This window comes from Pseudomonas sp. PDM13 (genome assembly GCF_025685765.1).
In the GTDB taxonomy this organism is placed as follows: Bacteria; Pseudomonadota; Gammaproteobacteria; order Pseudomonadales; family Pseudomonadaceae; genus Metapseudomonas; species Metapseudomonas solani.
Genome location: NZ_JAOTQU010000029.1, coordinates 1 through 25,906 on the forward strand (window position 1 = coordinate 1; position 25,906 = coordinate 25,906).

The 25,906-nt window shown below is 67.4% G+C and carries 23 protein-coding genes; 12 read left to right on the forward strand and 11 right to left on the reverse strand.

Annotated elements, in window-relative coordinates:
- Positions 1-555: 555 nt before the first annotated feature.
- The 3 genes from OEJ36_RS25105 to OEJ36_RS25115 form a co-directional block, all read right to left on the reverse strand.
- Positions 556-1,896: a sigma-54-dependent transcriptional regulator gene (locus OEJ36_RS25105; RefSeq protein ID WP_263403836.1), complete on the reverse strand. Its 1,341-nt coding sequence runs from the start codon at positions 1,894-1,896 to the stop codon at positions 556-558.
- Complete coding sequence (locus OEJ36_RS25110) at positions 1,893-3,653, reverse strand: ATP-binding protein (protein ID WP_263403837.1); 1,761 nt, start codon at positions 3,651-3,653, stop codon at positions 1,893-1,895. Before OEJ36_RS25110 ends, OEJ36_RS25105 begins: the two co-directional genes overlap by 4 nt.
- A gap of 71 nt (positions 3,654-3,724) precedes the next feature.
- A complete protein-coding gene (locus OEJ36_RS25115) occupies positions 3,725-4,561 on the reverse strand; it encodes a plasmid partitioning protein (protein ID WP_263403838.1) in 837 nt (278 codons plus the stop codon).
- Between the two features lie 328 nt (positions 4,562-4,889).
- Between OEJ36_RS25115 and OEJ36_RS25120 the strand changes: the two genes are divergently transcribed.
- Together OEJ36_RS25120 and OEJ36_RS25125 are read left to right on the forward strand one after the other, a co-directional pair.
- Positions 4,890-6,644: a DUF1302 domain-containing protein gene (locus OEJ36_RS25120; RefSeq protein WP_263403839.1), complete on the forward strand. Its 1,755-nt coding sequence runs from the start codon at positions 4,890-4,892 to the stop codon at positions 6,642-6,644.
- A gap of 16 nt (positions 6,645-6,660) precedes the next feature.
- Complete coding sequence (locus OEJ36_RS25125; RefSeq protein WP_263403840.1) at positions 6,661-8,022, forward strand: DUF1329 domain-containing protein; 1,362 nt, start codon at positions 6,661-6,663, stop codon at positions 8,020-8,022.
- On the opposite strand, the gene OEJ36_RS25130 is transcribed toward OEJ36_RS25125, so the two are convergent.
- The gene (locus tag OEJ36_RS25130) at positions 8,019-8,633 is read right to left on the reverse strand and encodes a TetR/AcrR family transcriptional regulator (RefSeq protein ID WP_263403841.1); all 615 of its coding nucleotides are present in this window, start codon (positions 8,631-8,633) and stop codon (positions 8,019-8,021) included. The genes OEJ36_RS25125 and OEJ36_RS25130 overlap by 4 nt on opposite strands.
- Before the next feature lie 184 nt (positions 8,634-8,817).
- Between OEJ36_RS25130 and OEJ36_RS25135 the strand changes: the two genes are divergently transcribed.
- The 3 genes from OEJ36_RS25135 (at position 8,818) to OEJ36_RS25145 (ending at position 10,914) form a co-directional block, all read left to right on the forward strand.
- Complete coding sequence (locus tag OEJ36_RS25135) at positions 8,818-9,609, forward strand: alpha/beta fold hydrolase (protein WP_263403842.1); 792 nt, start codon at positions 8,818-8,820, stop codon at positions 9,607-9,609.
- 67 nt (positions 9,610-9,676) lie between these two features.
- Positions 9,677-10,552, forward strand: coding sequence for an alpha/beta fold hydrolase (locus tag OEJ36_RS25140; protein ID WP_263403843.1), 876 nt, complete (start codon positions 9,677-9,679; stop codon positions 10,550-10,552).
- Positions 10,549-10,914, forward strand: a complete 366-nt coding sequence (locus tag OEJ36_RS25145) for a hypothetical protein (RefSeq protein WP_263403844.1) — start codon at positions 10,549-10,551, stop codon at positions 10,912-10,914. The genes OEJ36_RS25140 and OEJ36_RS25145 overlap by 4 nt, the downstream gene beginning before the upstream one ends.
- A 45-nt stretch (positions 10,915-10,959) precedes the next feature.
- On the opposite strand, the gene OEJ36_RS25150 is transcribed toward OEJ36_RS25145, so the two are convergent.
- Entirely contained in the window at positions 10,960-11,364 is a 405-nt protein-coding gene (locus OEJ36_RS25150) for a DUF3301 domain-containing protein (RefSeq protein ID WP_263403845.1), read from the reverse strand.
- Between the two features lie 47 nt (positions 11,365-11,411).
- Positions 11,412-12,950, reverse strand: a complete 1,539-nt coding sequence (locus OEJ36_RS25155; protein ID WP_263403846.1) for a sensor domain-containing diguanylate cyclase — start codon at positions 12,948-12,950, stop codon at positions 11,412-11,414.
- A gap of 104 nt (positions 12,951-13,054) precedes the next feature.
- On the opposite strand from OEJ36_RS25155, the gene pdxY reads away from it, so the two are divergent.
- The 4 genes from pdxY to OEJ36_RS25175 all read left to right on the forward strand — a co-directional run bounded on the left by pdxY (position 13,055) and on the right by OEJ36_RS25175 (position 16,514).
- Positions 13,055-13,924 (forward strand): pyridoxal kinase PdxY, encoded by an 870-nt coding sequence (gene pdxY, locus OEJ36_RS25160; protein ID WP_263403847.1) that lies wholly within the window; start codon positions 13,055-13,057, stop codon positions 13,922-13,924.
- A gap of 122 nt (positions 13,925-14,046) precedes the next feature.
- Positions 14,047-14,430, forward strand: a complete 384-nt coding sequence (locus OEJ36_RS25165; RefSeq protein ID WP_263403848.1) for a DUF2946 domain-containing protein — start codon at positions 14,047-14,049, stop codon at positions 14,428-14,430.
- Positions 14,431-14,550: 120 nt separating this feature from the next.
- Positions 14,551-15,930, forward strand: a complete 1,380-nt coding sequence (locus OEJ36_RS25170) for a PepSY-associated TM helix domain-containing protein (RefSeq protein WP_263403849.1) — start codon at positions 14,551-14,553, stop codon at positions 15,928-15,930.
- Between the two features lie 71 nt (positions 15,931-16,001).
- A complete protein-coding gene (locus tag OEJ36_RS25175; protein WP_263403850.1) occupies positions 16,002-16,514 on the forward strand; it encodes a copper chaperone PCu(A)C in 513 nt (170 codons plus the stop codon).
- A gap of 18 nt (positions 16,515-16,532) precedes the next feature.
- On the opposite strand, the gene ybaL is transcribed toward OEJ36_RS25175, so the two are convergent.
- The 4 genes from ybaL to OEJ36_RS25195 all read right to left on the reverse strand — a co-directional run bounded on the left by ybaL (position 16,533) and on the right by OEJ36_RS25195 (position 21,896).
- Positions 16,533-18,224 carry a YbaL family putative K(+) efflux transporter gene (ybaL, locus tag OEJ36_RS25180; RefSeq protein WP_263403851.1) on the reverse strand — a complete coding sequence of 564 codons (1,692 nt, stop codon included), beginning with the start codon at positions 18,222-18,224 and terminating at the stop codon, positions 16,533-16,535.
- 170 nt (positions 18,225-18,394) lie between these two features.
- A complete protein-coding gene (locus OEJ36_RS25185; RefSeq protein WP_263403852.1) occupies positions 18,395-18,904 on the reverse strand; it encodes an acyl-CoA thioesterase in 510 nt (169 codons plus the stop codon).
- Positions 18,905-19,122: 218 nt separating this feature from the next.
- Positions 19,123-20,490, reverse strand: coding sequence for a glutamine synthetase family protein (locus OEJ36_RS25190; protein ID WP_263403853.1), 1,368 nt, complete (start codon positions 20,488-20,490; stop codon positions 19,123-19,125).
- A gap of 14 nt (positions 20,491-20,504) precedes the next feature.
- Positions 20,505-21,896, reverse strand: a complete 1,392-nt coding sequence (locus OEJ36_RS25195; protein ID WP_263403854.1) for an aspartate aminotransferase family protein — start codon at positions 21,894-21,896, stop codon at positions 20,505-20,507.
- A gap of 282 nt (positions 21,897-22,178) precedes the next feature.
- Here OEJ36_RS25195 and OEJ36_RS25200 point away from each other — a divergent pair, with 282 nt between their 5' ends.
- Positions 22,179-22,844: a GntR family transcriptional regulator gene (locus OEJ36_RS25200; RefSeq protein ID WP_263403855.1), complete on the forward strand. Its 666-nt coding sequence runs from the start codon at positions 22,179-22,181 to the stop codon at positions 22,842-22,844.
- A gap of 180 nt (positions 22,845-23,024) precedes the next feature.
- Positions 23,025-24,785 carry a cation:proton antiporter gene (locus OEJ36_RS25205; RefSeq protein WP_263403856.1) on the forward strand — a complete coding sequence of 587 codons (1,761 nt, stop codon included), beginning with the start codon at positions 23,025-23,027 and terminating at the stop codon, positions 24,783-24,785.
- Between the two features lie 4 nt (positions 24,786-24,789).
- Here OEJ36_RS25205 and OEJ36_RS25210 read toward each other — a convergent pair whose 3' ends face one another.
- Positions 24,790-25,197, reverse strand: a complete 408-nt coding sequence (locus tag OEJ36_RS25210; protein ID WP_263403857.1) for an SMI1/KNR4 family protein — start codon at positions 25,195-25,197, stop codon at positions 24,790-24,792.
- 138 nt (positions 25,198-25,335) lie between these two features.
- Here OEJ36_RS25210 and OEJ36_RS25215 point away from each other — a divergent pair, with 138 nt between their 5' ends.
- Positions 25,336-25,794 carry a GNAT family N-acetyltransferase gene (locus OEJ36_RS25215; RefSeq protein ID WP_021220982.1) on the forward strand — a complete coding sequence of 153 codons (459 nt, stop codon included), beginning with the start codon at positions 25,336-25,338 and terminating at the stop codon, positions 25,792-25,794.
- Positions 25,795-25,906 lie beyond the last annotated feature (112 nt).

Consider the following 25,906-nt stretch of genomic DNA (forward strand, 5'->3'; position numbering starts at 1 on the left):
TTCATTCGCGAAGAAATCCCCAGGCGAACGCATTCATCCCCAGTTGCTCACAATTACTGTGGAGCCAACTGTGAGCGGACTGTGGATATATTTCTGTATGCCAGCAACAGCGGTGCTTTCAAGCTTGTGCTCAGATTTCGACCAGTGCCACCTATTCGCGGTTGAAACCGCTCCCACAGGCAGGTGAGCACCCGTAGGAGCGAATTCATTCGCGAAGAAATCCCCAGGCGAACGCATTCATCCCCAGTTGCTCACAATTGCTGTGGAGCCAACTGTTGGTTGTCTGTGGATAGATTGCTTAGAGCCATTCACAGCGGTGCTTTCAAGCTTGTGCTCAGATTTCGATCAGCGCCTTCTATTCGCGGCTGAAACCGCTCCCACAGGTAGGCGAGCACCCGTAGGAGCGAATTCATTCGCGAAGAAATCCCCAGGCGAACGAATTCATCCCCAGTTGCCCACAATGTCTGTGGAGCCAACTGTGAACGGCCTGTGGATAGATTGCTATGCGCCAGTCGCTACGGTGCTTTCAGGGCTGTGCTCAGCTTTTGACCGCTTTCAGTCTTCATCACCCGGCAGGAACTCGCCCCGGGCCAGGCCGTGGCGTTGCATCTTTTCGTTGAGGGTGCGGCGGGGTAGCTGCAGCAGTTCCATCACTGCCTTGATGTCGCCCTTGCTGCGGGCCAGGGCCTGGCGCAGGCATTGGGCCTCGTAGGTTTCCATCAGCTCGGCGAGGGAGGGCGCGGCGTTGTCGGCTGCGTGCCCGCCTGTGGATAACCCCAGCACATGGCGTTCGGCGGCGTTGACCAGCTCGCGCACGTTGCCCGGCCAGTCATGGGCCAGCAGCTGCGCCAGCTCGGCGGGGGTGAGGCTGGGGACGGGGCGGCCGAGGCGTTCGCTGGCCAGGGCGGCGAAGTGCTCGAACAGCAGCGGTACGTCCTCGCGGCGCTCGCGCAGGGCGGGCAGTTGCAGCTCGGCGACGTTGAGGCGGTAGAGCAGGTCCTCGCGGAAGCGCCCGGCGCGCACTTCTTCCTTGAGGTCCGGCTTGGTGGCGGCGATCACCCGCAGGTCGACGCGGATGCTCTGGTTCGAGCCCAGGCGCTCCAGCTGCTGCTCCTGCAACACGCGCAGCAGCTTCACCTGCTGGGCCAGGGGCATGCTCTCGATCTCGTCGAGGAACAGGGTGCCGCCGTCGGCATGCTCCAGCTTGCCGATGCGTTTGCCCTGGGCGCCGGTGAAGGCGCCGCTTTCATGGCCGAACAGCTCGCTCTCGAACAGGTTCTCCGGGATGGCCGCGCAGTTCAGCGCCACGAAGGGCTTGCCGGCGCGTGGGCCGAACTCGTGCAGGCAGCGGGCGACCAGTTCCTTGCCGCTGCCGGTGTCGCCGCGCAGGAGGATGTTCACCGGCGTCTGCGCCAGGTCCAGAACCTGGCGGCGCAGCTGTTCCATGGGGCGGGAGAAACCCATCAGCTGCCCATCGAGGCGGGTGCGGTCGTCCACCTGGCGGCGCAGACGGCGGTTCTCCTGGGTCAGGCGGCGCTTTTCCAGGGCCCGGCGCAGGCTGCCCAGCAGGCGCTCGGGGGTGAAGGGTTTCTCGATGAAGTCGTAGGCCCCCAGGCGCATGGCCTCCACCGCCTGGGGCACGTCGCCGTGGCCGGTGACCAGCAGGAAGGGCAGCTCGCGGTCCAACGCCTGCACCGCTTCCAGCAGGGCCATGCCGTCCATGCCGGGCATGCGCAGGTCGCTGATCACCACGCCCTCGAAGTCGGCGTCGAGCCCGTCCAGGCATTCGGCGGCGCTGGCGCAGAGGCGTACGGTGAAGCCCGAGAGCTCCAGCCACTCGCGCACCGCTTCGCGGATCGCGGCCTCGTCGTCGACGAAGATCAGGTTCGGGGTCATGGCTGCTCCTCGGCAGGATCAAAGATGGGCAGGCACAGGCGGAACACCGCGCCGGCGTCATGGTTGCCGGCGCTCAGCCGGCCCCCCAGTTCATGGACGATGGCATAGGAAACCGCCAGGCCGAGGCCGAGCCCTTCGCCCACCGGCTTGGTGGTGAAGAAGGGGTCGAACACCTGGGCCAGGGTGGCCTCGGGGATGCCGCCGCCGTTGTCAGCGACCTCCAGGCACCAGTGGCCGTCCTCCCGTTGCAGGCGGATGTCGATGCGTGGCTCGGCCTGGCCGGCGACCGCGTCGAGGGCGTTGCGCAGCAGGTTGACCAGCACCTGCTCCAGGCGGATGGCATCGCCGCGCACCCAGGCCAATGGGCGCGGGTGCTGTTCGATGTGCACGGCACCGTCACGCAGGCGCGGCGCCAGCAGCTGCAGGGCCTTGTCCACCACGCTGCCCAGCTCCAGCTTCTCGCGCAGGCCGCCGGGGCTTTGCCGGGCATAGGTCTTCAGGTGCCCGGTGAGGGCGGCCATGCGTTGCAGCAGTTCGTCGTGGCGGCCGAGGGCGTTGCGCGCCTGCTCCAGCTGACCGTTGTCGAGCATCAGGCGTAGGCTGCCCAGGTGCATGTGCAGGGCGGTGAGCGGCTGGTTGATCTCGTGGGCGAGGGCGGCGGACATCTGCCCCAGGGCCGCCAGCTTGGCCGCCTGCACCAGGCCATCCTGGGCGGTGCGCAGGGCGGCGGTGCGCTGTTCCACCAGGCGCTCCAGCTCGTCGTGGCTCTGCTGGCGCAGCCGCGCCAGGCGCCAGCGCTGGTGCAGGAACAGGGCGAGGAAGAACAGCGCCAGCCACAGCCCGCCGGCGGCCAGGCTGGCGTCGCGGGCGTTGCCGGCGGCGTTCTGCGGGCGGTGCAACAGGTGCAGGGTCCAGCCTTCGCTGGGCAGCGCCAGGGATTCCCACAGGTAGTCGGCCTCGCCATCGGGGCCCTGTACGCGCACCAGGCGGCTGTCGTCGCCGAAATCATCGAGGGTGCGGTGCACCAGGGGCGTCAGCGGCTTCTTGTCGTACTGGCGGGTGGCGGCCAGTTCGGCGCGTTGCGCGGCGTCGATCGGCGCCAGTTCGCGGTAGCGCCACTGCGGCTGGTTGGCGATGAAGACGATGCCCTTGGCGTCGCTGACCAGGATGGTGTCCGGGCGCTCGCGCCACTGCTGCTCGATCTCGGGGAACTCCAGCTTCACCACGATGGCGCCGAGGAAGGTGCCGGCGTCGTCGTGGATGGCGTGGGAGAGGAAGTAGCCGGGGATGCCGCTGACCACGCCCACCGCATAGAAGCGGCCGGTGCCGTGGGTGCGGGTCTGCAGGAAGTAGGGGCGGAAGCCGTAGTTGTGGCCCACGTAGCTGGTGGGCAGGCGCCAGTTGCTGGCGGCGATGGCCAGGCCGTCGCTGCGCATCAGCTCCAGGGTGGAGGAGTGGGCGGCGCCGTTGATGCGTTCCAGCTTGAGGTTGAGGCGCTGCTGCAGCTCGGGGGACAGCGGTTGCTGCAGGGCCTCGCGCAGTTCCGGGTCGAGGGCGAGCACGGCGGGCAGTGCGCGGTAGCGGTCGATCAGGGTGCGCAATGCATCGGCGTAGAGGCCGAGCTGGGCGCCGGCCTGCTGGCCTTCCTCGCGCAGGGCCTGGCGCTCGGCGTGGCGGCCGGCCAGGTGCATCGTCAGCAGCAGGCCGGCGAACAGCAGCAGGGTCAGCAGGGCGATGCGCAGGGAACGGGGCAGCACGGGCGGGGTCCGGGTGTCGCGATAGGCGGCGACGATAGCATGGACCCGGCCCGGGCTGCGTCCGCGGTGGATCAGGGGTGGGCGTTGAACCAGGCGAGCACCTTGGCCGGCGAGGCGGCGAACCACTCGTGGCCGCCCAGGGGCTCGGTGTAGCGCGCGGTCTCGATGCCCTGGTGGAGCAGGCGGTCGTAGTAGAGGTCCATGCTCCACCAGGGCACCACGGCGTCGACGAAACCGTGCAGGAACAGCGTCGGCGGGTGGTCGGCGGGGAGCTGGTCGGGCACCACGCAGAGCGGCCCGCTGCAGGTGGCGTAGGAGCCGGATTGCACCGCCAGCGCGCGGAACTTGCCGGGGAAGGACACGGCCATGCGGCTGGTGTTGTAGCCGCCGCTGGAGATGCCGGTGGCGTACTGGCGCTGGGCGTTGAGCGGGCCGAAGTGACCGCTGGCGATGGCGGCGAGCACGTTGCCGAGGAAGTCGTAGTCGGTGCTCAGCTCATAGGCCTGGGCGAGGCCGGGGATGTTGGTCTGCCAGAACAGGTCGGCCGGTGCGCTGGGGGCGATCACCGCGTAGCCGTGGTCCAGCAGGTTCTGCACCAGCTTGCCTTCGTAGTAGCCGCCGAAGGGCAGGTTGCTGTGGTAGCTGAAGTCGTTGAGGGGGAAGAACGAGCCCTGGTAGATCAGCACCACCGGCCAGCCGCCGGCCGGCGGGGTGCCCAGGGGCGTCTGGTAGATGATCTTGCGCTGGCCCACCAGGCCCGAATCCAGCCAGGTGCTCTGGTAGGAACAACTGACTTCGGCAGGGCGCAGCAGGGTACGGGGGCGTTCGTTGCAACGGGAAGCGGCCAGGGCGTGCTGGCCCAGGCAGACGGCCAGCAGCAGGCCGCAGAGCAGGGTACGAAGGGGCATGACGGGTCTCCTATTTGTTGTTGTTCGACCGCCTTTAAATCGAAACAGAAATTCCGATTCCGTCAATAGGGTTGATCGAAATTCGTTCAGTGTGGCGGGGGATAGCAGCGTTCCAGAGCCTGTGGACAGGTGCGCCAAGGCGACGGACGGCGGGGCCTAAGGGTGTCTACCCACAGCTCATGAGCCGCCGCTATGCAATGGCCAGCCCGGTGCCGCTCCTGTGGATAAAAAATAATTCGAGCGGTGTCTTGTCAGCGCGGAAGCACAGGATTAGATTATTTCGGAACCGATGTTCCGATTCCGATAAAAACAACAGCTGGAGACCATCGTGGCAAATCAAGGAAGAGGCCTGGCAGCAGCCGGCCTGGCGTTGCTCGGCGCGTTGCCCCTGGGTGGCGCACAGGCGTTTCAGGTGCGCTCCGGAGACGGAGACTGGACCACCTCGCTCGATACCACCCTGTCCTACGGGCTCAGCTACCGCGTGGAGGGGCAGGACAGCAAGCTGATCGCCCGCGCCAACGGCGGTACCGGCGACAACGCCGGGCTGATCAACTCCGACGACGGCGACCTCAACTTCCGCCGTGGCGACCTCTTCTCCGAGGTGGTCAAGGCGGTGTCCGAACTCGACCTGCGCTACCAGGACCGCTTCGGCGTGTTCGTCCGGGGCCGCGCCTTCTACGACTTCGAGCTGAAGGACGACGAGCGCCGTCACCGCCAGATCAGCCACGCCGGCCTCGACGAAGCGGGCTCCAGCGCCGACCTGCTGGACGCCTTCGTCTACGGCAGCTGGACGGTCAACGACCGCGCCCTCAACGCGCGGCTGGGGCGCCAGGTGATCAACTGGGGCGAGGGGCTCTTCTACCAGAACGGCATCGGCGCCACGAACCCGGTGGACATCAACGCCCTGCGCGCGCCGGGCTCCGAAGTGAAGGAGGCGTACATGCCCACCTTCATGGCCTATGCCTCCTTCGAGCTGCGCGACAACCTCAGCGTCGAGGGCTACTGGCAGCCGGGCAAGGCCTGGGAAGCCTCGAAGATCGACCCCTGCGGCACCTACTACTCGACCCTCGACTTGATCGGCGAAGGCTGCAACTACCTGTCCGTCTCGCCGCTGCAGGAAGCCGTCGCCGGTGGCCGCGCCTTCGACAACCCGGCCATGGCCCAGGCCTACGCCGATGCCCTGGCGCCGGGCGGCCTGAACAACCTGCTCAAGGCCTACCTGCCCACCACCTTCATCCCCCGCGCCCAGGACATCGATGCCGACGGCGCCGCCCAGTACGGCCTCGCCCTGCGCTGGTACGTGCCGGAGCTGAACGACACCGAACTGGGCTTCTACTACCTGCGCTACAACATGCAGGTGCCCATGCTCGGGCTCACCGTCGGCCGCCAGGTGACGCTGCCCGTCGTCGGCACCGTGCCTGACGCCAGCAGCGCGCGCTACTACGCCGAGTACCTGGAGAAGCGCGACCTGTTCGGCATCAGCTTCAACACCTCCATCGGTGGCGACAGCATCTTCAACGGCCTGTCGCTGGCCGGCGAGCTGAGCTACCGCCCGGACACGCCCATCGCCCTCGGCCTCAACGAGTACCTGCCCGACGCGCTGTTCAACCCCAATGGGCTGCCCGTGGGCACCCACCTGGACGGCTACCGCGAGAAGGACATGTACCAGGCGTCGCTGGCCGCCATCTACAACTTCACCGGCGTGCTCGGCGCCGACTCGGCGACCCTGTTCACCGAACTGGTGGCCAGCCGCGTGCAGGGCCTGGAATCCGACGTCGACTACTACGAGGCCACCAGCACCGCCACCGGTGCCCAGGCCAGCCTGCAGCTGACCTACACCAACGTGCTCAACCTGGTGAACCTGGTGCCGTCCTTCGGCTACCAGTACAGCATCAACGGCGTCGCGCCCCAGCTCACCAATGGCCTGGACGAAGAGGCGCAGAGCTGGTCCGCCGGCATCGACGCCATCTACAAGGAGTCCCTCACCGTCGGCACCCGCTACGTGGGCTACAGCGGCGGCGGTGTCTCCAACAAGCGCAGCGACCGTGACTTCGTCAGCTTCAACATCAAGTACAGCTTCTGAGAAGGGATTCGACGCCATGCACAGACCAGGACTTATCCACAGCAGTCTGCTCGCCGCCCTGCTGCTGGCCGCGCCGCTCGCCCAGGCCCAGGTGGGTGCCGACCAGGCCGCGCGCCTGGGGGCCGACCTGACCCCGCTGGGCGCGGAGAAGGCCGGCAACGCCGCCGGCACCATCCCCGCCTGGACCGGCGGCCTGGCCCGCGATGCCGCGGCCTACGACAAGGCGACCGGCTACAAGGACCCCTTCGCCGCCGACCAGCCGCTGTTCAGCATCGATGCGAATAACGCCGAGCAGTACCGCGCTCATCTGAGCCCCGGCCAGCTGGCCATGCTCAAGCGCTACCCGGACAGCTGGAAGCTGGTGGTCTACCCGACCCGCCGCTCGGCCTCCTACCCCGAGGCGGTGTACGCCGCGATCAAGGAAAACGCCACCCACGCGAAGCTGATCGAGAACGGCAACGGCATCGCCGACTTCAAGGTCGCCACGCCGTTCCCGATTCCGCAGTCGGGGCTGGAGGTGCTGTGGAACCACCTGGTGCGCTTCCGTGGCAACAGCGTCAAGCGCTATTACGCCCAGGCCGTGCCCCACGCCAGCGGCGACTACTTCATGACCCGCATCGAAGACCTGTTCCTGTTCAACCAGAACGCCGGCGACTACAGCAAGGACAACGGCAACGTGCTGTTCTACTTCCGCCAGTCGGTGCTGGCGCCGGCGCGCCTGGCAGGCACCGAGCTGCTGGTGCACGAGACCGTCAACCAGGTGAAGGAACCGCGCCTGGCCTGGCTCTACGCCGCCGGCCAGCGCCGCGTGCGGCGCACGCCGAACGTCGCCTACGACTCCCCCGGCACCGCCTCCGAAGGGCTGCGCACCACCGACAACTTCGACATGTTCTCCGGCGCGCCGGACAAGTACGACTGGAAGCTGGTGGGCAAGGAAGAGCTCTACGTGCCCTACAACAGCTACCGCTTCGCCTCGCGCACCAGCAAGTACGCCGACATCGTCAAGGCCGGCCACGTCAATCCCGACCTGCTGCGCTACGAGCTGCACCGCGTGTGGCATGTGCGCGCCACCCTCAAGGATGGGCAGCGCCACCAGTACAAGCAGCGCGACTTCTATTTCGACGAGGACAGCTACCAGGTGCTGCTGGTGGACCACTACGACAACCGCGACCAGCTGTGGCGGGTGGGCGAGTCCTACACCATCAACCTCTACGACCAGCCCCTGGTATGGACCAAGGGCGACGCCGTATATGACCTGATCGGCGGCCGCTATGTAATCGGCATATTGTCCAACGAAGAGCCGGCGGATGAATTCGATATAGCGCTGAAGGCGTCCGACTTCACCCCGGCACAACTAAGGCGGGACAGCCGGCGTTAAACCCGGCGAACTTCCAGGTAATTGCAAACGAGGCGGGAAAGTTCCCCCGGCACAACTTCCCGGGGGGTGACGCCGAGGGTGCCGACCATGGTCAGGTAATTCAGGCTGGCAAGCAGCATGTGGGCGGTCAGGTCGGCCGCCTGCTGCGGCTGCGGATGGCCGAGTTCCTGCGCATGGGCGAGGACGATGCGGCAGAAGGACTGGCCGATGTAGGCATTGAGCTGGTGGAAGCGCTCGCGGAACTGGACGTCCATCGAGCTGCGCCGGATCAGGGCGCGGAGCAGGCCTTCGCTGCCATCGAACAGGCGTGTCACGCCCTCGATGAAGCCCTCGATCTGCGTGGGCAGCGGCAGGTTCTCCAGGTTGGCGATGACCCCGTCGACCGCCTCGCGGCTCTGTTCGACGAAGCGCTCGTGGACGGTATAGAGCAGCACGTCCTTGTCGCCGAGCAGGCGATAGAAGGTGCCCACCGAGGACTCGGCGAGCTGGGCGATCTGGGAAATGCCGGTTTCTTCGAAGCTGTCGTTGGCGAGCAGTTCGGCGGCGACGTTGAGGTAGCGCTCCAGGGCTTTCTTGCTGCGTGCCTGGGTCGGACTGGCGATGCTGTACATGGTGGTTTCTCGAGTCGGCGCTGGGCGATTCTAGGAGGTTTGGGCGGGCAAAGGCAAACACCGGAAACTTGTTCTACGGGCGCTTCGGAAGTTATCCGATCAACCAACTTTTCATCGGTCCTTTTAATAAGGAACGGCGCCTTTTTATTTGCCATCGAATATTCAAAAGGGAATTAACTCGACCATGGAACAGATCAACTTGTCGGGCGGACGTTTCAACTATATCTGCCAGGGAGAGGGCACCTCGGTGCTGCTGGTGCACGGCCTGGGTTCCTCCCTGGAGGACTGGCAGCCCCAGGTCGAGGCGCTGTCCCGGCACTTCCGCGTCTATGCCCTGGACCTGCGCGGCCACGGCGCCAGCGAACCGCTGCGCGCGCCGGTGAGCATGGGCGAGCTGGCCGCCGACGTGGCCGAGTTCATCGTCGCCATGGACCTGGAGCCCTGCATCCTGGTGGGCATCTCCATGGGCGGCATGATCACCTTCCAGCTGCTCGCCGAGCACCCGCACCTGGTGCGCGCGGCGGCGGTCATCAACAGCTCGCCGAACTTCCCCGTGGACAGCTGGCAGGTGCGCTGGCAGGTGGCGCTGCGTTTCACCCTGGTGCGCCTGTTCGGCCCCGCCGGCATGGCGCGGCTGCTGGCCGGCAAGCTGTTTCCCAAGCCGGAGCAGGCCGGCTTGCGCCAGCGGGTGATGGCGCGCATCGCCGGCAACGACCGGCGCTCCTACCTGCACGCCATGGGCGCCATCCCCGGCTGGTCGGCGCTGGCGGGGGCCTGCCGGGCCAACACCCCGCTGCTGGTGATCAGCGGCGACCGCGACTACACCCCGGTGGCGGCCAAGGCGGCCTACGTCAGCCAGTTGCGCAATGCACGGCTGGAAGTGATTTCCGACTCCGGGCACGCCACGCCCCTGGACCAGCCCGAAGCGCTGAACCGCCTGCTGGATGCCTTCATCCGCGAACACGCCGCCATCTGAACGCAACGGCTGCGCCGGAGGCGGCGCGGCGGATAAACTGCACGCAGTTCATTTCGAGTGCGTTGCGATGCAGTTGTCCGCCTGGTCCCACCCGAGTTCTGCCGGCTTCACCCTGCGCGGCTGGCACAGCCAGCCCAGTGGCAAGCCCCTACTGCACTTCCTCCATGGCAACGGCTTCTGCGGCCGCGCCTACTCGCCGATGCTGGAAGCCCTCAGCGAGCACTTCGACCTCTGGCTCTGCGACGTGCAGGGCCATGGCGACAGCGACCATGGCGGGCGCTTCCTCGGCTGGAACCGCAACGCCGAACTGGCGGTGGAGGCCTTCGAGGCCGGGCGCGGAATCTTCGGCGACGTTCCCCGTTTCGCCCTCGGCCACAGCTTTGGTGGCGTGCTCACCAGCCTGGTGCTGGCGCGCCACCCCGAGCTGTTCCAGCGCGCGGTGCTGCTCGACCCGGTGCTCTTCACCCCGGCGATGATCGGCGTCATGGCCTTCTCCGAGGTGCTCGGCCTGCACCGCCGCACCACCATGGCCAAGCGCGCGCGGGCCCGGCGCAACCACTGGGTGGATCGCCCCGCCGCCTTCGCCGCCCTGCATGGCCGCGGCATCTTCAAGGGCTGGGCGGACGACGCCCTGGGTGCCTACGTGGAGCACGCGCTGAAGGCGGTGGACGGCGGCGTCGAGCTGAAATGCCGGCCCAGCCGCGAGGCGGAGATCTTCAGTTCCTGCCCCAAGCGCCTGTGGCCCTCGCTGGCGCGCATCGTCACGCCGACGCAGATCTTCCACGGCCAGCACAGCTACCCCTTCGTCGCCCGCTCGGTGGCGCGCATCAGCGCGCTGAACCCCCATGTCGGCGCCCAGGTGGTGGAGGGCGGGCACTGCTTCATGCAGGAGTTCCCCGAAGCCGCCGCCGAGCGTGCCGCCGGCTTCCTCCTGCAGCGATGAGCGATGCGGCGCGGGAGCGGGTCTGGCTGGCGCTGTCCGAGCTGTGGCTGGACACCGAGCTGGACGATGCCGACCTGCGCCGCATCGCCGACGCATTGCGCACCAGCGCGCTGCCGCCAGCCGAGCTGGAAGCCATCTACCTGCATGAAGTGGCGCCGGTGCTCTGGCTCAATGCCTGGAGTGTGGCGGGGGTATGGAGCGGCTTCGATCCCCAATGGCTCTTCGAGCATTGCCAACGTAACCGGGCGCGGCGTGCCAGCCGCTGGTTCCGCTGGCGTTGCCGGCTACTGCGCCGGCCGATGACCTACGCCAACCGCGAGCAGTGGCAGCAGGTTATCCACAGGGTGGTCGAGGACGCTTGAGCGCGGGGCTTATCCACAGCGGCTGCGCTGTGGACAACCGTCGCTTCATTCGACGTGGCGTTGTTCATCCGGGCGCGGGTGGCTGCGGCGCCAGTCGCTGATCTGGATAACGTTGCCTTCCGAGGCCGCTGGCGGCTCGAAGGGGTGGGCATCCAGCTCGATGCGGCCGCCGTTGCTGCCGAACATCTGGATGGTACCGGTGAGGCGCTGCTCGCCGGTGACGGTGAATTCGAAGCCATAGATGCGTGCCAGGCGGCGGTTGCCCCGGGCATCGCGGACCACGGTCAGGCGCTGCAGGGCGACGTTGCCGTCCAGCAGTTCGATGTCGAAACGCGAGCAGTGCTGCTTGACCAGCGCCAGTGCGCGCTCGCGAATGCCGTGGCCACGCCAGAGCCAGGCGGCACCGGCGGCGAAGAGCATAAACAGGAATACATCGCCCAGACTGATCATGATCACTCCCCTGGAATACCCAGAAGCTTAACCCATCCGCAGCGATTTCAGAGGGCCAGTTCGACGCGGTTTCGGCCATGTTGCTTGGCGCGGTAAAGCGCCGTATCGGCAGCCTCCTGCAGCAGGTGCAGGTCCGCGTTCGGCGGGCTGGCGGCCAGGCCGATGCTGACGCTCACGCGCAGGGAAATGCCATTGGCATCCACTCGCAATTGCTCCACCGATTCGCGCAGGCGCTCGAGAAAATTGCGGGCAGCGTCGGGGGTGGTATCGGGCAGCAGGAAGACGAACTCCTCACCGCCGAAGCGGGCGAACAGGTCGGTACTGCGGGCTTCGCGTTGGCACAGCCTGCTGAATTCGCAGAGCACCTGGTCGCCGCTGCCGTGGCCGTGGGCATCGTTGATGCGCTTGAAATGGTCGAGGTCGAGCATCGCCAGGCACAAGGTCTGGCCCTGGCGCCGCGCGCGCTGCAACTCGTGCTCGGCGCGGGCGTAGAAGGCCCGGCGGTTGAGGGCACCGGTCAGCGGGTCGGTGGTGGCCTGCAGGCGCAGGCGTTCTTCCAGGGCCTTGCGGTGGCTGACGTCACGCACTTCCAGCAACTGCTGGCCGGCGCCATCAAGGTGGGTGACCGAGAGTTCGGCCGGGAAGGTCGAGCCGTCGCGGCGCAGGGCGGTGACGTCGGCAGGGGTGCCGTCGGCCTGGGCGAGCAGCGGGCCGATACGCGCGCGCTCGGTGTCGACGAACAGCTGCTCCGGTGCCTGCTGCAGCAGGCCTTCGCGGGGCTGGCCGAAGAGCGCGTCGAGCGTCGGGTTGCTGTCCTGGATGCGCCCATCCTGCAGCACCAGCATGCCGCAGCTGGTGACGTTCATCAGGCGTTCGAAACGCTGGGCACTGGCCTCCGCCTGGCGGGCGTTGCGTTGGCTGTCGAGGAGGATGCGGCGCATGGTCATCAGCGCCAGGCCGACCAAGGCGATGACCCAGAGCGGAATGGCGAAGTTGTAGGGCAGCAGGTACGCCATGGAGCGGGTGACGTCGGGATGCTCGATGGCGTTGAGCCAATCGTGCACGGCGATGCCGCCGCGCAGCAGGGTGACCAGGGCATAGCCGAGCAGGACGATGCCGACGCAACGGCAGACGACGCGCAGCTCCGCATCGCGCGGGTGGCGCAACAGGGCGCCGGCGGCCTGCAGCGGCAGCAGCCCGCCGATGCCGGCGTAGATGGCGATCAGCAACTCGCTGTTCAGCGGTGCCACCCACCAGTGCCAGCTGTTGGCCGCGGCCATCAGGCCGGCGCTCACCGGCACCGTCCACCAGGGCAGCGGGCGATCGAGGAAGCGGAATACGCCGAGCATCAGCACCGCCTCGCCTGCCAACTGGGTGGCGTTGCCGAAGACGTTGAGCGGGCGGTTGCCGGTGGCGACGAAGATGAAGAAGGAGAAGATGCCTAGAATCAGCAGCCAGGCGCCGGCCATCCAGAAGCCCGGGCCACGGTAGGGGCGGGAGAAATACCACAGGCCGGTACAGGCCACGGCACTGGCGAGCATCAGGTTGAGTCCCAGCAGCATCGGCGAAAAATACAGGGATTCCATGATGGCTCTGGCGGCGGAGGATGGGAGAATCTTGCCATTATGGTAGTGAACCTGTCGTTGCACGTCAGGCCGCCTTTCTTCCCGTCGAGACCAGGGTTTATTCAATGCCACGAACGCCCCACCTTCTCAGCATCCAGTCCCATGTGGTGTTCGGCCATGCCGGCAACCGCGCCGCGGTGTTCCCCGTCGAGCGCCTCGGGGTCAATGTCTGGCCGCTGAACACCGTGCAGTTCTCCAACCACACCCAGTACGGGCAGTGGACGGGTGAGGTGCTGTCGCCGAAGCAGGTGCCGGTACTGGTGGAGGGCATCGCCGCCATCGGCGAACTGGGCAATTGCGACGCGGTGCTCTCGGGCTACCTCGGCAGCGCCGCCCAGGGCCGCGAGATCCTCGAGGTGGTGGCGCGCATCAAGCAGGCCAACCCGCGGGCGCTGTACCTCTGCGACCCGGTGATGGGCCACCCGGAGAAGGGCTGCATCGTGGCACCGGAAGTCAGCACCTTCCTCCTCGAGGAAGCCGCTGCCGTGGCCGACCTGCTGTGCCCCAACCAGCTGGAGCTGAACAGCTTCGCCGGCCGCCGCCCCACCTCTCTGGAGGATTGCGTGGGCATGGCCCGGGCCCTGCTGGCGCGTGGGCCGAAGGCGATCCTGGTCAAGCACCTGGACTACCCCGGCCGCGCTGCCGAGGACTTCGAAATGCTGCTGGTCAGCGCCGAGGGCACCTGGCACCTGCGCCGCCCGTTGCTGGCCTTCCCGCGCCAGCCGGTGGGCGTGGGCGACCTCACCTCCGGGGTGTTCCTGGCGCGCCTGCTGCTGGGCAACGATCTGCTCGAGGCCTTCGAATTCAGCGCCGCCGCCGTGCATGAAGTGCTGTTGGAGACCCAGGCCTGCGGCAGCTACGAACTGGAGTTGGTGCGCGCCCAGGACCGCCTCGTCCACCCTCGGGTGAAGTTCGAGGCGCGGCGCCTGGGCTGACCGGGCCCCACGGGAATTTGCCGCCGCGCACTGCGGCCTTGTGACTCAGCCGCTATGCTTCAACCCATGGCGGTGCGCGGCTAGCATTGCACCCGTTCCAATCCCCTGTCCCGGACGGCACCTTGGCTCGACACACGACAATCCGCAGCGGCGCCTGGCTTGGCCTTCTGGCCATGCTGCTGGTGTTCGCCGGTCCGTTGCTGTCCCAGGCGCGCAGCCTGGACCGCCAGGGCGTGCCGGACTGGATGGGCGAGCTGGCCTGCTCCGCCGAACACGGCACCGCGCAAAAGGCGCCGGGCCAGCCCGACCACGAGGCCGCCTGGGCCAAGTGCGGCTACTGCACCCTGCTGCTCAATTGCCCGGCGCTGAGCTCTGCCCCGCTGATCGCTTCCACCCTGCTGGATGCCGTCCGCGCGCCGCGCCTGGTGCCGGTCGCCTCGGGCCACGCCGGCTCGGCCATCTTCCCCGGCTCCCGCTCCCGCGCACCGCCTGCATCCCTCGCCTGATCCACGCACCGCGTCACCCCTTCGCCCGTTATGGGCAAGGCGGCTGACGACAAGCCTCCATTGCGCCAGCCACCGTGCTGCGCGTGAGCCCAGAGAGGCGCTTTCCAGGCGAGCACGACCATGAGCAAACCTGCTGTCTCGTTCTACAACCTGGCGTGGCGCTGGCATTTCTATGCCGGCCTCTTCGTCATTCCCTTCATGATCCTGCTGTCCATCACCGGCAGCATCTACCTGTTCAAGCCGCAGCTCGATGAGCTGATGTACGCCGACCTGCTGCGGGTCGCCCCCGGGCACCATGCGCTGGACGCCGACGCCCAGCTGCAGCGGGTGCGCGAGGCTTATCCACAGGCCAGCGTCAGCCAGTATCTGCCGCCGGTGGATGCCGGGCACAGTGCCCAGTTCGTCATCGCTGACGGCGGCCGCACCCTCAACCTGTTCCTCGACCCCTACAGCGGCAAGGTGCTGGGCACCCAGGACGCCTTCTGGAACCTGCAGGCGGCGACCCGCGCCCTGCACGGCGAGCTGATGATCGGCACGGTCGGCGATCGGCTGATCGAGCTGGCCGCCGGCTGGGGCATCGTCCTGGTGGTGTCCGGGCTCTACCTCTGGTGGCCGCGCGGGCGCTCCGGCGCCGGGGTGCTGTGGCCGCGCCTGTCCGCACGCGGGCGCCTGTTCTGGCGCGACCTGCACGGCGTCACCGGCTTCTGGGGCAGCCTGCTGTTGCTGTTCATGCTGCTCACCGGCATGACCTGGACCGGCTTCTGGGGCGCGAGCTTCGCTGATGTGTGGAACCGCTTCCCCGCCGCCATGTGGAACGAGGTGCCGAAGTCCGGCGAGCTGGCGCGCAGCCTCAACAGCGCCAGCGACCAGACCGTGCCCTGGGCGGCGGAAACCACGCCGCTGCCGGAGTCCGATGCCCACGCTGCCCACCGTGCCCATGCCGGGCACGACAGGGCGCCGGCCAGCGAGGCGCCGAGCATCCCGCTGCAGCAGGTGGTGGACACCGCCCGCGAGCGCGGCGTGGTGCCCGGCTACGGCATCACCTTGCCGACCACGCCCACGGGCGTCTTCAGCATCGCCGTGTTCGCCGCCGACCCGCGCCAGGACGCGACCTTGCACCTCGACCGCTACAGCGGCAAGGTGCTGGCCGATGTGCGCTGGAAGGACTATGGCCTGGTGGCCAAGAGCGTGGAGATGGGGGTGATGCTGCACGAGGGCCGCTTCTTCGGCCTAGCCAACCAGCTGCTGATGTTTGCCGTGTGCCTGATGATCCTGCTCAGCGCGGTCAGCGGCCTGGTGCTCTGGTGGAAGCGCCGGCCCAGCGGCCGCCTCGGCGTGCCGCCGCTGCCCCATGGCCTGCCTCTGTGGCGCGGTGCGGTGGTGATCATGCTGGTGCTGGGGGTGGCGTTCCCCCTGGTGGGCCTGTCGCTGGTACTGGTCTGGGTCCTGGACCGGCTGGTGCTGTCGCGCTTCGGCGGCGACCGGGTGATGGCGGGCTGAACCTGCCACGAGTTTTTATCGGCGCTCGCCTGGCGGGCGCCCAATCTGCTTATCGATGGATGGAGTTGAACATGCGCAAGACATTGCTGACCCTGATCGCCCTGGTGGGCTTCGTTCCCTTCGCCCAGGCCCATGAGTACGAACTGGGCAAACTGCACATCGAACACCCCTGGGCCCTGGAAGTGCCGCCGGTTTCGCCCAACGGCGCCGCCTACCTGGTGGTGCACAACGGTGGCGACACGCCGGACCGCCTGCTGGGTGCCGACACCCCGCGCGCGGCCAAGGCCGAGATCCACGAGCACGCCCACGTCAACGGCATGATGAAGATGCAGCAGGTGCAGGGCGGCCTGGCCATTCCCGCCGGCGGCGAAGCGCGCCTGGAGCAGGGCGGCTACCACCTGATGCTGTTCGGCCTGAAGCAGCCGCTGAAGGATGGCGAGCGCTTCCCGCTCACCCTGCACTTCGAGAAGGCCGGCGACCTGCAGGTGGAGATCGCCGTACAGAAGGAGGCGCCCGCCAAGGCCGACGGGCAGATGCAGCACATGGAGCACATGGACCACGGCGCGCACCAGGGCGCCGAGTGACGGCTCGCGCCGCCGTGGTCAGGCCGCTGCCGGTGCGCCCGGTGCGGCCTGGTCGTCGGCGACGCGATTGATCATGGCGCGGGCGATCTCGCGCTCGCCCATGATCACCAGGTCCGCACCGTTCTGCTCCAGGTGCTCCACCTCGGCGTCGAAGTGGGCACGGGCGATGATGGTCAGCTGCGGGTTCACCGCGCGGGCCTGCTGGGCGATCTGCCCGGCCTCGAAGCCATTGGGGATAGCCAGCAGCAGCCAGCGCGCCCGCGCCAGCTGCGCCAGTTCCAGCACCTCGGGCCGTGCCGCGTTGCCCAGCACAGCGCTGATGCCCGACTCGCGCAATTCATCCAGCCCTGCACGGCTATCCTCGATCACCACCAGCGGCGTGCCCGCCTCGCGCAGGCGCAGGGCGATCTTGCGACCCACACGGCCGTAGCCGATGAGGATGGCGTGGTCGTGTTCCTCGATGGCGGGCGGCACGTCCTCGGCCGGCACCTGCTCCGGGGGCAGCTCCGCCGCCTTGCGGTCCTGGCGCGCCTGCCAGCGGCCGATGGCGATGAACAGCAGCGGGTTGACCAGGATCGACAGGATGGCGCCGGCCAGCAGCAGGTCGCGGCCGGTCTGTGGCATCAGCTCCAGGTCCAGCCCCAGGCCGATGAGGATGAAGCTGAACTCGCCGATCTGCGCCAGGCTGGCGGAGATGGTCAGGGCGGTGCTCTTGGGGTGGCCGAAGGCGCGCACGATCACATAGGCCGCCACCGACTTGCCGAGCACGATGACCAGGAAGGTGGCCAGCACCGGCAGCGGTTCGTGGATCAGGATCAGCGGGTTGAAGAGCATGCCCACCGAGACGAAGAACAGCACCGCGAAGGCGTCGCGCAGGGGCAGGGTCTTCTCGGCGGCGTCGTGGCTCAGCTCCGACTCGTTGAGCACCATGCCGGCGAAGAAGGCGCCCAGGGCGAAGGACACGTCGAAGAGGATCGCCGAGCCGTAGGCGATGCCCATGGCGATGGCCAGCACGGCGAGGGTGAACAGCTCCCGCGAGCCGGTGCCGGCGACCTTGGCCAGCACCCAGGGAATCAGGCGGCGGCCCACCACCAGCATCAGCACCACGAAGGCGGTAACCTTGCCCAGGGTCAGCAGCAGCTCGACGCCGAGGCTGAGCTCGCCACCGCCGTGGGCCTTGCCGCCGAGCATGCCGGAGAGCGCCGGCAGCAGTACCAGGGTCAGCACCATCACCAGGTCTTCGACGATCAGCCAGCCCACGGCGATGCGGCCGCGCTGGGTGTCCAGCAACTGGCGTTCTTCCAGGGCCCGCAGCAGCACCACGGTGCTGGCCACCGACAGCGCCAGGCCGAACACCAGACCGCCGCCCAGGGACCAGCCGAGGCCCCAGGCCAGGCCCATGCCCAGCAGGGTGGCGACGGCGATCTGCACCACGGCGCCGGGGATGGCGATGTTCTTTACCGACATCAGGTCCTTTAGGGAGAAGTGCAGACCCACGCCGAACATCAGCAGGATCACCCCCAGCTCGGCGATCTCCTGGGACAGCGCCTGGTCGGCGACGAAGCCCGGGGTGAAGGGACCGGCCAGTACGCCGGCCAGCAGGTAGCCCACCAGCGGCGAGATGCGCAGGCGGTTGGCCAGGCTGCCGAGCAGGAAGGCCAGCACCAGGCCGGCGGAGAGGGTGGCGATCAGCGGTGTGTGGTGGGGCATGCGGCGGCTCCTTGCACGCAGGGAACGACTCGGCCGCAGCGGCGGTTGGCAGCGCTGCGGGGAGAGGTTCGAAGGTGGTTCACGGGGCCTGGCCCGTGGCGAACGCGGCTGCCGCCGCGCGCGTCAGGTTACCCGTTGGCTGACGATGTTTGTATGAAAAGTCCGTCAGATTATTTTTCAGGATGTAGCGAGGGCTCGCTGCCGTTCTCCCGCAGCTCGCGGTAGCGGCGTTCCATTTCCTGGCGGATCTGCCGGCGTTGCTGGCCCTGGACGAAGCGGCGCTTCTCTTCGGCGGTTTCCGGCTGGCGCGGTGGCACGGGCGCCGCCTTGCGGTCGTCGTCCAGCGCCACCATGGTGAAGAAGCAGCTGTTGGTGTGGCGCACCGAGCGCTCGCGGATGTTCTCGGTGACCACCTTGATGCCGATCTCCATGGAGGTGGTGCCGGTGTAGTTCACCGAGGCGAGGAAGGTCACCAGCTCGCCCACGTGCACCGGCTCGCGAAACACCACCTGGTCCACGGAGAGGGTCACCACGTAGCGCCCGGCATAGCGGCTGGCGCAGGCGTAGGCGACTTCGTCGAGGTACTTGAGCAGGGTGCCGCCGTGGACGTTGCCGGAGAAGTTGGCCATGTCCGGGGTCATGAGGACGGTCATCGTCAGTTGCGCGTTGCCGGGTTCCATGGAGGGGCTCTGTCTCGGGGCTGGGAAGTGAAACTGTAGACGCAGCGAGACAGGCACGGAGCCACAGGAGCACCGCCTGTGGATAAACACGGGGGCGTGTCGGTACTCGGAATTGATGGGTTTCGCTTCGCTCTACCCATCCTACGGATTGCGGATTGCGAGTTGCGGATCGGAGGAGACGGGGCTGTGGACAAGTCGTTTATCCACAGCCCCTCGGCTCAGGCGTGGGTCAGGTACCAGCGCCAGTCCTGCTCGCCCACCTCGCTGACGAACTGGCGGAATTCCTCCCATTTGATGGCGAGGAAGATGTCGAGGAAGCCTTCGCCCAGGGCCTCCTTCGCCCAGGCCGAGCGCTCCAGGGTGCGCAGGGCGGTGAGCCAGTCGGTGGCAAGGGTCTCGCGGGCCTGTTCGTAGCCGTTGCCGGTGATGGCCTCGCCCGGGTCGATCTGTTCGCGGATGCCTTTATGGATGCCCGCCAGCAGGGCGGCGGCGGCCAGGTAGGGGTTGGCGTCGGCGCCGCAGATCCGGTGTTCGACGTGGCGGCTCTGGGCCGGGCCACCGGGCACGCGGAAGGACACGGTGCGGTTGTTCACCCCCCAGCTCTTGGCCAGCGGCGCGTAGCTGTTGGCCTGGAAGCGGCGGTAGGAGTTGGCGTTGGGGCAGAAGATCGCCAGGGCGTCGTCGAGGGTCGCCATCATCCCGCCGATGGCGTGGCGCAGCAGCGGGGTGCCCTGCGGGTCTTCGCTGGCCATCAGGTTGTTGCCCTGTTCATCGGCCAGGCTGACGTGCAGATGCATGCCGCTGCCGGCCAGGTCGCCGAAGGGCTTGGCCATGAAGCAGGCCACCAGCCCGTGCTTGTTGGCCACGCCCTTGACCAGGCGCTTGTAGCGCACGCCTTCGTCGATGGCCTGCAGCGCGTCGAAGCGGTGCTCCAGGGTCAGTTCCAGCTGGCCCGGCGCGTATTCGGAGATGGCGGTGCGCACCGGCAGGCCCTGGGCCTCGCAGGCGGCGTAGAGGTCGTCGAGGAAGGGCTGTAGCTGCTCCAGCTCGTACACGCCGTAGACCTGCGGTGCCTGTGGGCGCACGCCATTGGCTTGCAGCGCCGGTTGCGGGCGGCCGTTGGCGTCGCGCTGCTTGTCCAGCAGGTAGAACTCCAGCTCCACCGCCATCACCGGGTGGTAGCCGTCGGCCTTGAGCCGGTCGATGGCGCGGGCCAGCACGTGGCGCGGGTCGCCGGGGGTGGCCGGCAGGCCCTGGGTTGGGTGCATGCTGACCTGCACCTGGGCAGTGGGGGTGGCGCGCCAGGTCTGCAGGGCCAGGGAGCCGGGCACGGGGTAGGTCCAGCAGTCGGCGTCGGCCACTTCCCAGACCAGGCCGCTGGCTTCCACGTCCTCGCCCTGGATGGTCAGCGAGAGGATGGAGCTGGGCAGCGGGCGGCCGTTCTCGTAGATGGCCAGCAGCTCGTCGCGGTGCAGCAGCTTGCCGCGCGGGATGCCGTTGGCGTCGATCAGCATCAGCTCGATGCTGCGTACCTCGGGGTGGCGTTCGAGGAAGTCACGGGCTTCCTGGGGTTCGGCGAATCGCATGGGTGTTCTCGCGGTCAGAGGCGGGCGCCGGGGATGGCCAGCAGCTCGGCCAGGGCCTGGTCGAGGGTGGCGATCAGGCGGTCGACGTCGGCTTCGGTGGTGGCCGGGCAGCACAGGGTCATGTTGTGGAACGGGGTGATGAGGATGCCCCGGTTGATCAGGTAGAGGTGCAGGGCCATCTGCAGGCTGTCGTGGAAGGCCGCCTCGGCCTCGGCGCCGGTGCGTGGCGAGGTGGCGCAGAACTGGAACTCGCAGCGGGCGCCCAGCTCGGTCACTGACCAGGCCAGGCGGTGCTTGTGGATAAGTCCACGGAAGCCTTCGGCCAGGCGCGCCGCCAGGGGCAGCATGTGGGTGTAGGCGGCCGGGGTCATCACCTGTTCCAGGTTGGCGCGCATGCAGTGCATGGCCAGGGCGTTGGCCGAGAGGGTGGTGCCCATGCCGCTGTGGCCATGGCCGCCGGACTGCTCGCTGGCGTGCTTGCGGGTCAGCTTCATGGCCTGGGCCATCTCGGCGGTGCAGCCGTAGACGGAGCAGGGCACGCCGCCGGCGATGGGCTTGCCGAGGGTGATGAAGTCCGGCTGCAGGTTCCAGGCGCGGGTGCAGCCGCCGGGGCCGGTGGAGATGGTGTGGGTCTCGTCGATGATCAGCAGGGTGCCGTGGCGGCGGGTCAGCTCGCGGAGCTTCTCCAGGTAGCCGGCATCGGGCAGGACCATGCCGATGTTGGTCATCGCCGGTTCGCAGAGCACGGCGGCGACGTCGTTCTGCGCCAGGGCCTGCTCCAGCGCCTCTAGGTCGTTGAAGGGCACGGCACGGCTGGTCTTGGCCAGGTTGCGCGCCTGGCCGATCAGGCCGCTGCGGTGCACGGTGCGGCCCTCGCGGTGGCGCACCATGACGTCGTCGACGGTGCCGTGGTAGCAGCCGTCGAACACCAGCAGCACCTTGCGCCCGGTGATGGCGCGCACCCAGCGGATGACGAAGCGGTTGGCGTCGGTGGCGGTGGTCGCCACCTGCCAGTAGGGCAGGCCGAAGCGTTCGGCCAGCAGCTCGCCGGCGACCACGGCGTCTTCGCCCGGGAGCATGGTGGTCAGGCCGCGCGCGCCCTGTTCGGCGATGGCGCGGGCGATGGGTTCGGGGGAGTGGCCGAACATGCTGCCGGTGTCGCCCAGGCAGAAGTCCACGTACTCGTGGCCGTCGACATCATGGAAGCGCGCGCCTTGGGCACGCTCGACGAACAGCGGGCAGGGCGTCGACCAGTCGCTCATCCAGTGCATCGGCACGCCGCCGAACAGCGAATGGCGGGCGCGCTCGGCGAGGGCCAGGGATTTGGGGTTCTGGGCGATGAAGCGCGCACGCTCGGCGGCGGCGAAGGTTTCAACTGCGGATTCTGCGATGCCACTGGCGGTCATGCTTGAACACCTCGTTCGAATTTCCGCACATCCTGTTTTGTGATCACAGATATGTCAATAGCTGGACTGTTTCCAGCAAAAGCTTATGATCGAACTGCTTTTGTGATCACATAAAGCAGAGGCCATCCGGCCTCGTCCGGCGCTGCCTGGCACCGCCACGAGCGACTTATCCACAAGCGGGCGCTTATCCCGAGCCGCCCGCGCCACGAGGTTCTACCCATGCGCAATTGCAGCCTTACCCTCGCCCAACTGCCGGCTCCACCGGCCCGCCAGGAGTGACCCATGGCCGATAACCTGCAGGAACAGCTTTACCTACGAATACGTGAAGGCTTGCTGGCGGGGCGTTTCCAGCCCGGCGAGCGCCTCAAGATCCGCGACCTCGCCGCCGAGTGGGGCACCAGCCCGATGCCGGTGCGCGCGGCGCTGCAACGCCTGGTGGCCGAAGGCGCCCTGGAAGGCGAGCCGCAGCGCTCCCTGCGGGTGCCGATCATGACCCGCGAGCGCTTCCAGCAGATCTTCTTGGTGCGCATGTCCCTGGAGGGACTGGCCGTGGAGACCGCCACGCCGCGGCTCACCGGGGACGACATCGCGCAGCTGCGGCGCTGCGTCGAGAACATGGAGCGCGCCCTGGAGCAGCGTGACGTGCAGGGCTACCTGGACGACAACAGCCTGTTCCACATGACCCTCTACCGCGCCTGCGCCAACCCCACGCTGCTGCGCATGATCGAGTCGCTGTGGCTGCAGGTGGGCCCCTTCTTCAACCAGCTGTTCACCGAGGCCGACCTGTCCCTGCGCCTCAACGATTTCCACGAGGACGCCTTCAAGGCGGTGCTCGCCGGCGACGCCAAGGGCGCCCGGGCGGCCATCGAGCAGGACATGACCTACTTCGGCAACTTCCTCATGAACCTGCTGGAGCTGGAGACCGCCCAGGCCAGGAATGGCAGCTGACGAGCAAAGCTGTTTCGGTTTGTTTCACCGAAAATGACGGTGCAACGCCCGGTGTTACTCTGCCGAAAGTTCTGACTAAGAACTTCCCTAATTCATACAGGGGCTCCCAAGGAGCCAAGCGAGCAACCCCGGGCGCGGCACTGTCCAGCGCACTGACCAGCGAGAAGGAGCCGGTGCGCCATGCATGCCATAAGTTTTATCCAGGACATGGCGGTGATCATGCTGGTGGCCGGCATGGTCACCATCCTCTGTCACCGCTTCAAGCAGCCGGTGGTGCTGGGCTACATCATCGCCGGCTTCCTCATCGGGCCGCACACGCCGCCCTTCGCCCTGATCCATGAAGAAGAGACCATCAAGATCCTCGCCGAACTGGGGGTGATCTTCCTGATGTTCTGCCTGGGGCTTGAGTTCAGCCTGCGCAAGCTGTTCAAGGTGGGCGCCACGGCCTTTATCGCCGCCTTCCTGGAAATCGTGCTGATGATCTGGATCGGCTACGAGATCGGCAGCTTCTTCGGCTGGAGCACCATGGATTCGCTGTTCCTCGGCGCCATCCTGGCCATCTCCTCCACCACCATCATCATCAAGGCGCTCAGCGACCTGAAGATGAAGAACGAGCGCTTCGCCCAGCTGATCTTCGGCGTGCTGATAGTCGAAGACATCCTCGGCATCGGCATCATCGCGCTGCTGTCGGGCATCGCCCTGTCCGGCTCGGTGGAGACCGGCCAGGTGTTCGCCACGGTGGGCAAGCTCAGCCTGTTCATGGTCGTCGCGCTGGTCATCGGCATCTTGCTGGTGCCGCGCCTGCTGGCCTACGTGGCGAAGTTCGAGAGCAACGAGATGCTGCTGGTGACGGTGCTGGGGCTGTGCTTCGGCTTCTGCCTGCTGGTGGTGAAGCTGGAATACAGCATGGTGCTGGGCGCCTTCCTGATCGGCGCGATCATCGCCGAGTCGCGCCAGCTGGCGCAGATCGAGCGCCTGGTGGAGCCGGTGCGCGACATGTTCAGCGCCATCTTCTTCGTCGCCATCGGCCTGATGATCGACCCGGCGATCCTGGTGGAGTACGCCTGGCCCATCGCGGTCATCACCGTCGCCGTGGTGCTGGGCAAGATGGTCTCCTGCGGCATCGGCGCCTTCATCGCCGGCAATGACGGGCGCACTTCGCTGCGGGTCGGCATGGGCCTTTCGCAGATCGGCGAGTTCTCCTTCATCATCGCCGCGCTGGGCATGACCCTGCAGGTCACCAGCGACTTCCTCTACCCCGTGGCGGTGGCGGTCTCGGCCATCACCACGCTGCTCACGCCCTACCTGATCCGCTCCGCCGACCCGCTGTCGCAGACGCTCGCCGGCATCGTCCCCTCACGCATCGCCCGGGTGTTCAATCTCTACGGCGACTGGCTGCGCAGCATCCAGCCCCAGGGGCAGGGCGCGGTATTGGCGGGGATGATTCGCAAGATCCTCCTGCAGGTGGGGGTGAACATCGCGCTGGTGGTGGCGATCTTCCTCTCCGGAGCCTATTTCGCCGGCACCCTGGCCGGCTACCTGAGCGACTGGGTGGCCCACGAGAACCTGCAGAAAGGGATGATCTGGGGCGCCGCGCTGCTGCTGTCGCTGCCCTTCCTGATCGCCGCGTACCGCAAGCTCAAGGCGCTGTCGATGCTGCTGGCGGAGATGGGCGTAACCCCGGAGAAGGCCGGGCGCCATACCGCGCGGGTGCGCAAGGTGATCGCCGAGGTGATCCCGGCGCTGTCGCTGGTGGTGATCATGCTGCTGCTCATGGCGCTGTCGGCGAGCATCCTGCCGACCCTGGAGCTGCTGGTGCTGATCGCGCTGCTGGCGGCTGGGGTGATCGCGCTGCTGTGGCGCTGGCTGATCCGCGTGCATTCACGCATGCAGATCGCGCTGATGGAGACCCTGGAGCAAAGCCAGGATCACCACCGCTAGCGGTTCAGCTCGCCAGCCACACGTCGCGGGCCCAGTGCCAGACGGAGTCCCAGCTCTCGTCGGTCATGTCGCCCTCGTCGCCGGACCAGAGCAGCACTTCGCCCTCCAAGTCGACCACGTAGTAATCGCGGCCGTCCTGGCAGATGGGTACCAGGTCGCGGGGCACACCCAGGTCCCAGGCCACCGAGGCCACTTCCGGCAGGTAGGTGTGGGATTGCGGGTCGGTCGCGGTCACCGGCTCCAGGCGGCCGTAGACCACATCGCTGACCTTGAGCAGGAACTCGCGCAGCTCGAAGGGCAGGTTGATCAGCAATTGCTCTTCGATCTCCACCAGCAGCTCCTCGTCCGGCAGCTCCAGCGGGACGGGGACGGGTTCGTTGAGTTCACGCAGCTGTTCGATGACTTCTTCCACGGCGACAGGCCCTCGTGCATTGGGATGCGCTTTATACAGTAGCTGGCACCCGGAAGAAAAAAACCGCAGGCAGACCGCTCGTCCGGTGGTGGTGCATTGCATACTGCCGCCTTCCCATTCACCACCACGGAGCCCCCAATGCCGATCGTCTGGAGCAGCAGCCATCACACCGAACTCGACAAGCAGGCGCTCTACGACATCCTCGCCCTGCGCACGCAGGTCTTCGTCGTCGAGCAGAAGTGCCCCTACCTGGAAGTGGACGGCCTGGACCTGGTAGGCGACAGCTGCCACCTCATGGCCCGCGACGGCGATGCGCTGGTGGCCTACCTGCGCCTGCTGGACCCGCAGCGCAACCAGGGCGACGTGGTGATCGGCCGCGTGGTGATCGCCGAAGCGGCGCGCGGCACCGGCCTGGGCCACCAGCTGATGGAGCGTGCCCTGGAAGACTGCCAGCGGCGCTGGCCGGGGCTGCCGGTGTACCTCTCGGCCCAGGCGCACCTGCAGAAGTACTACGGGCGCTACGGCTTCGTGCCAGTGACCGAGGTCTACCTGGAGGACGACATCCCCCATATCGGCATGCGCAAGGCGGCGGTCTGATGGCGGTGGCTATCACCCTGTAGGGGCGAATTCATTCGCCAAGGACCGCGTGGCGGTCCCTGCTGTGGCCGATGCAGGGTGTTTCCTGTGGCATCGCCTGGTGGATGAAAAG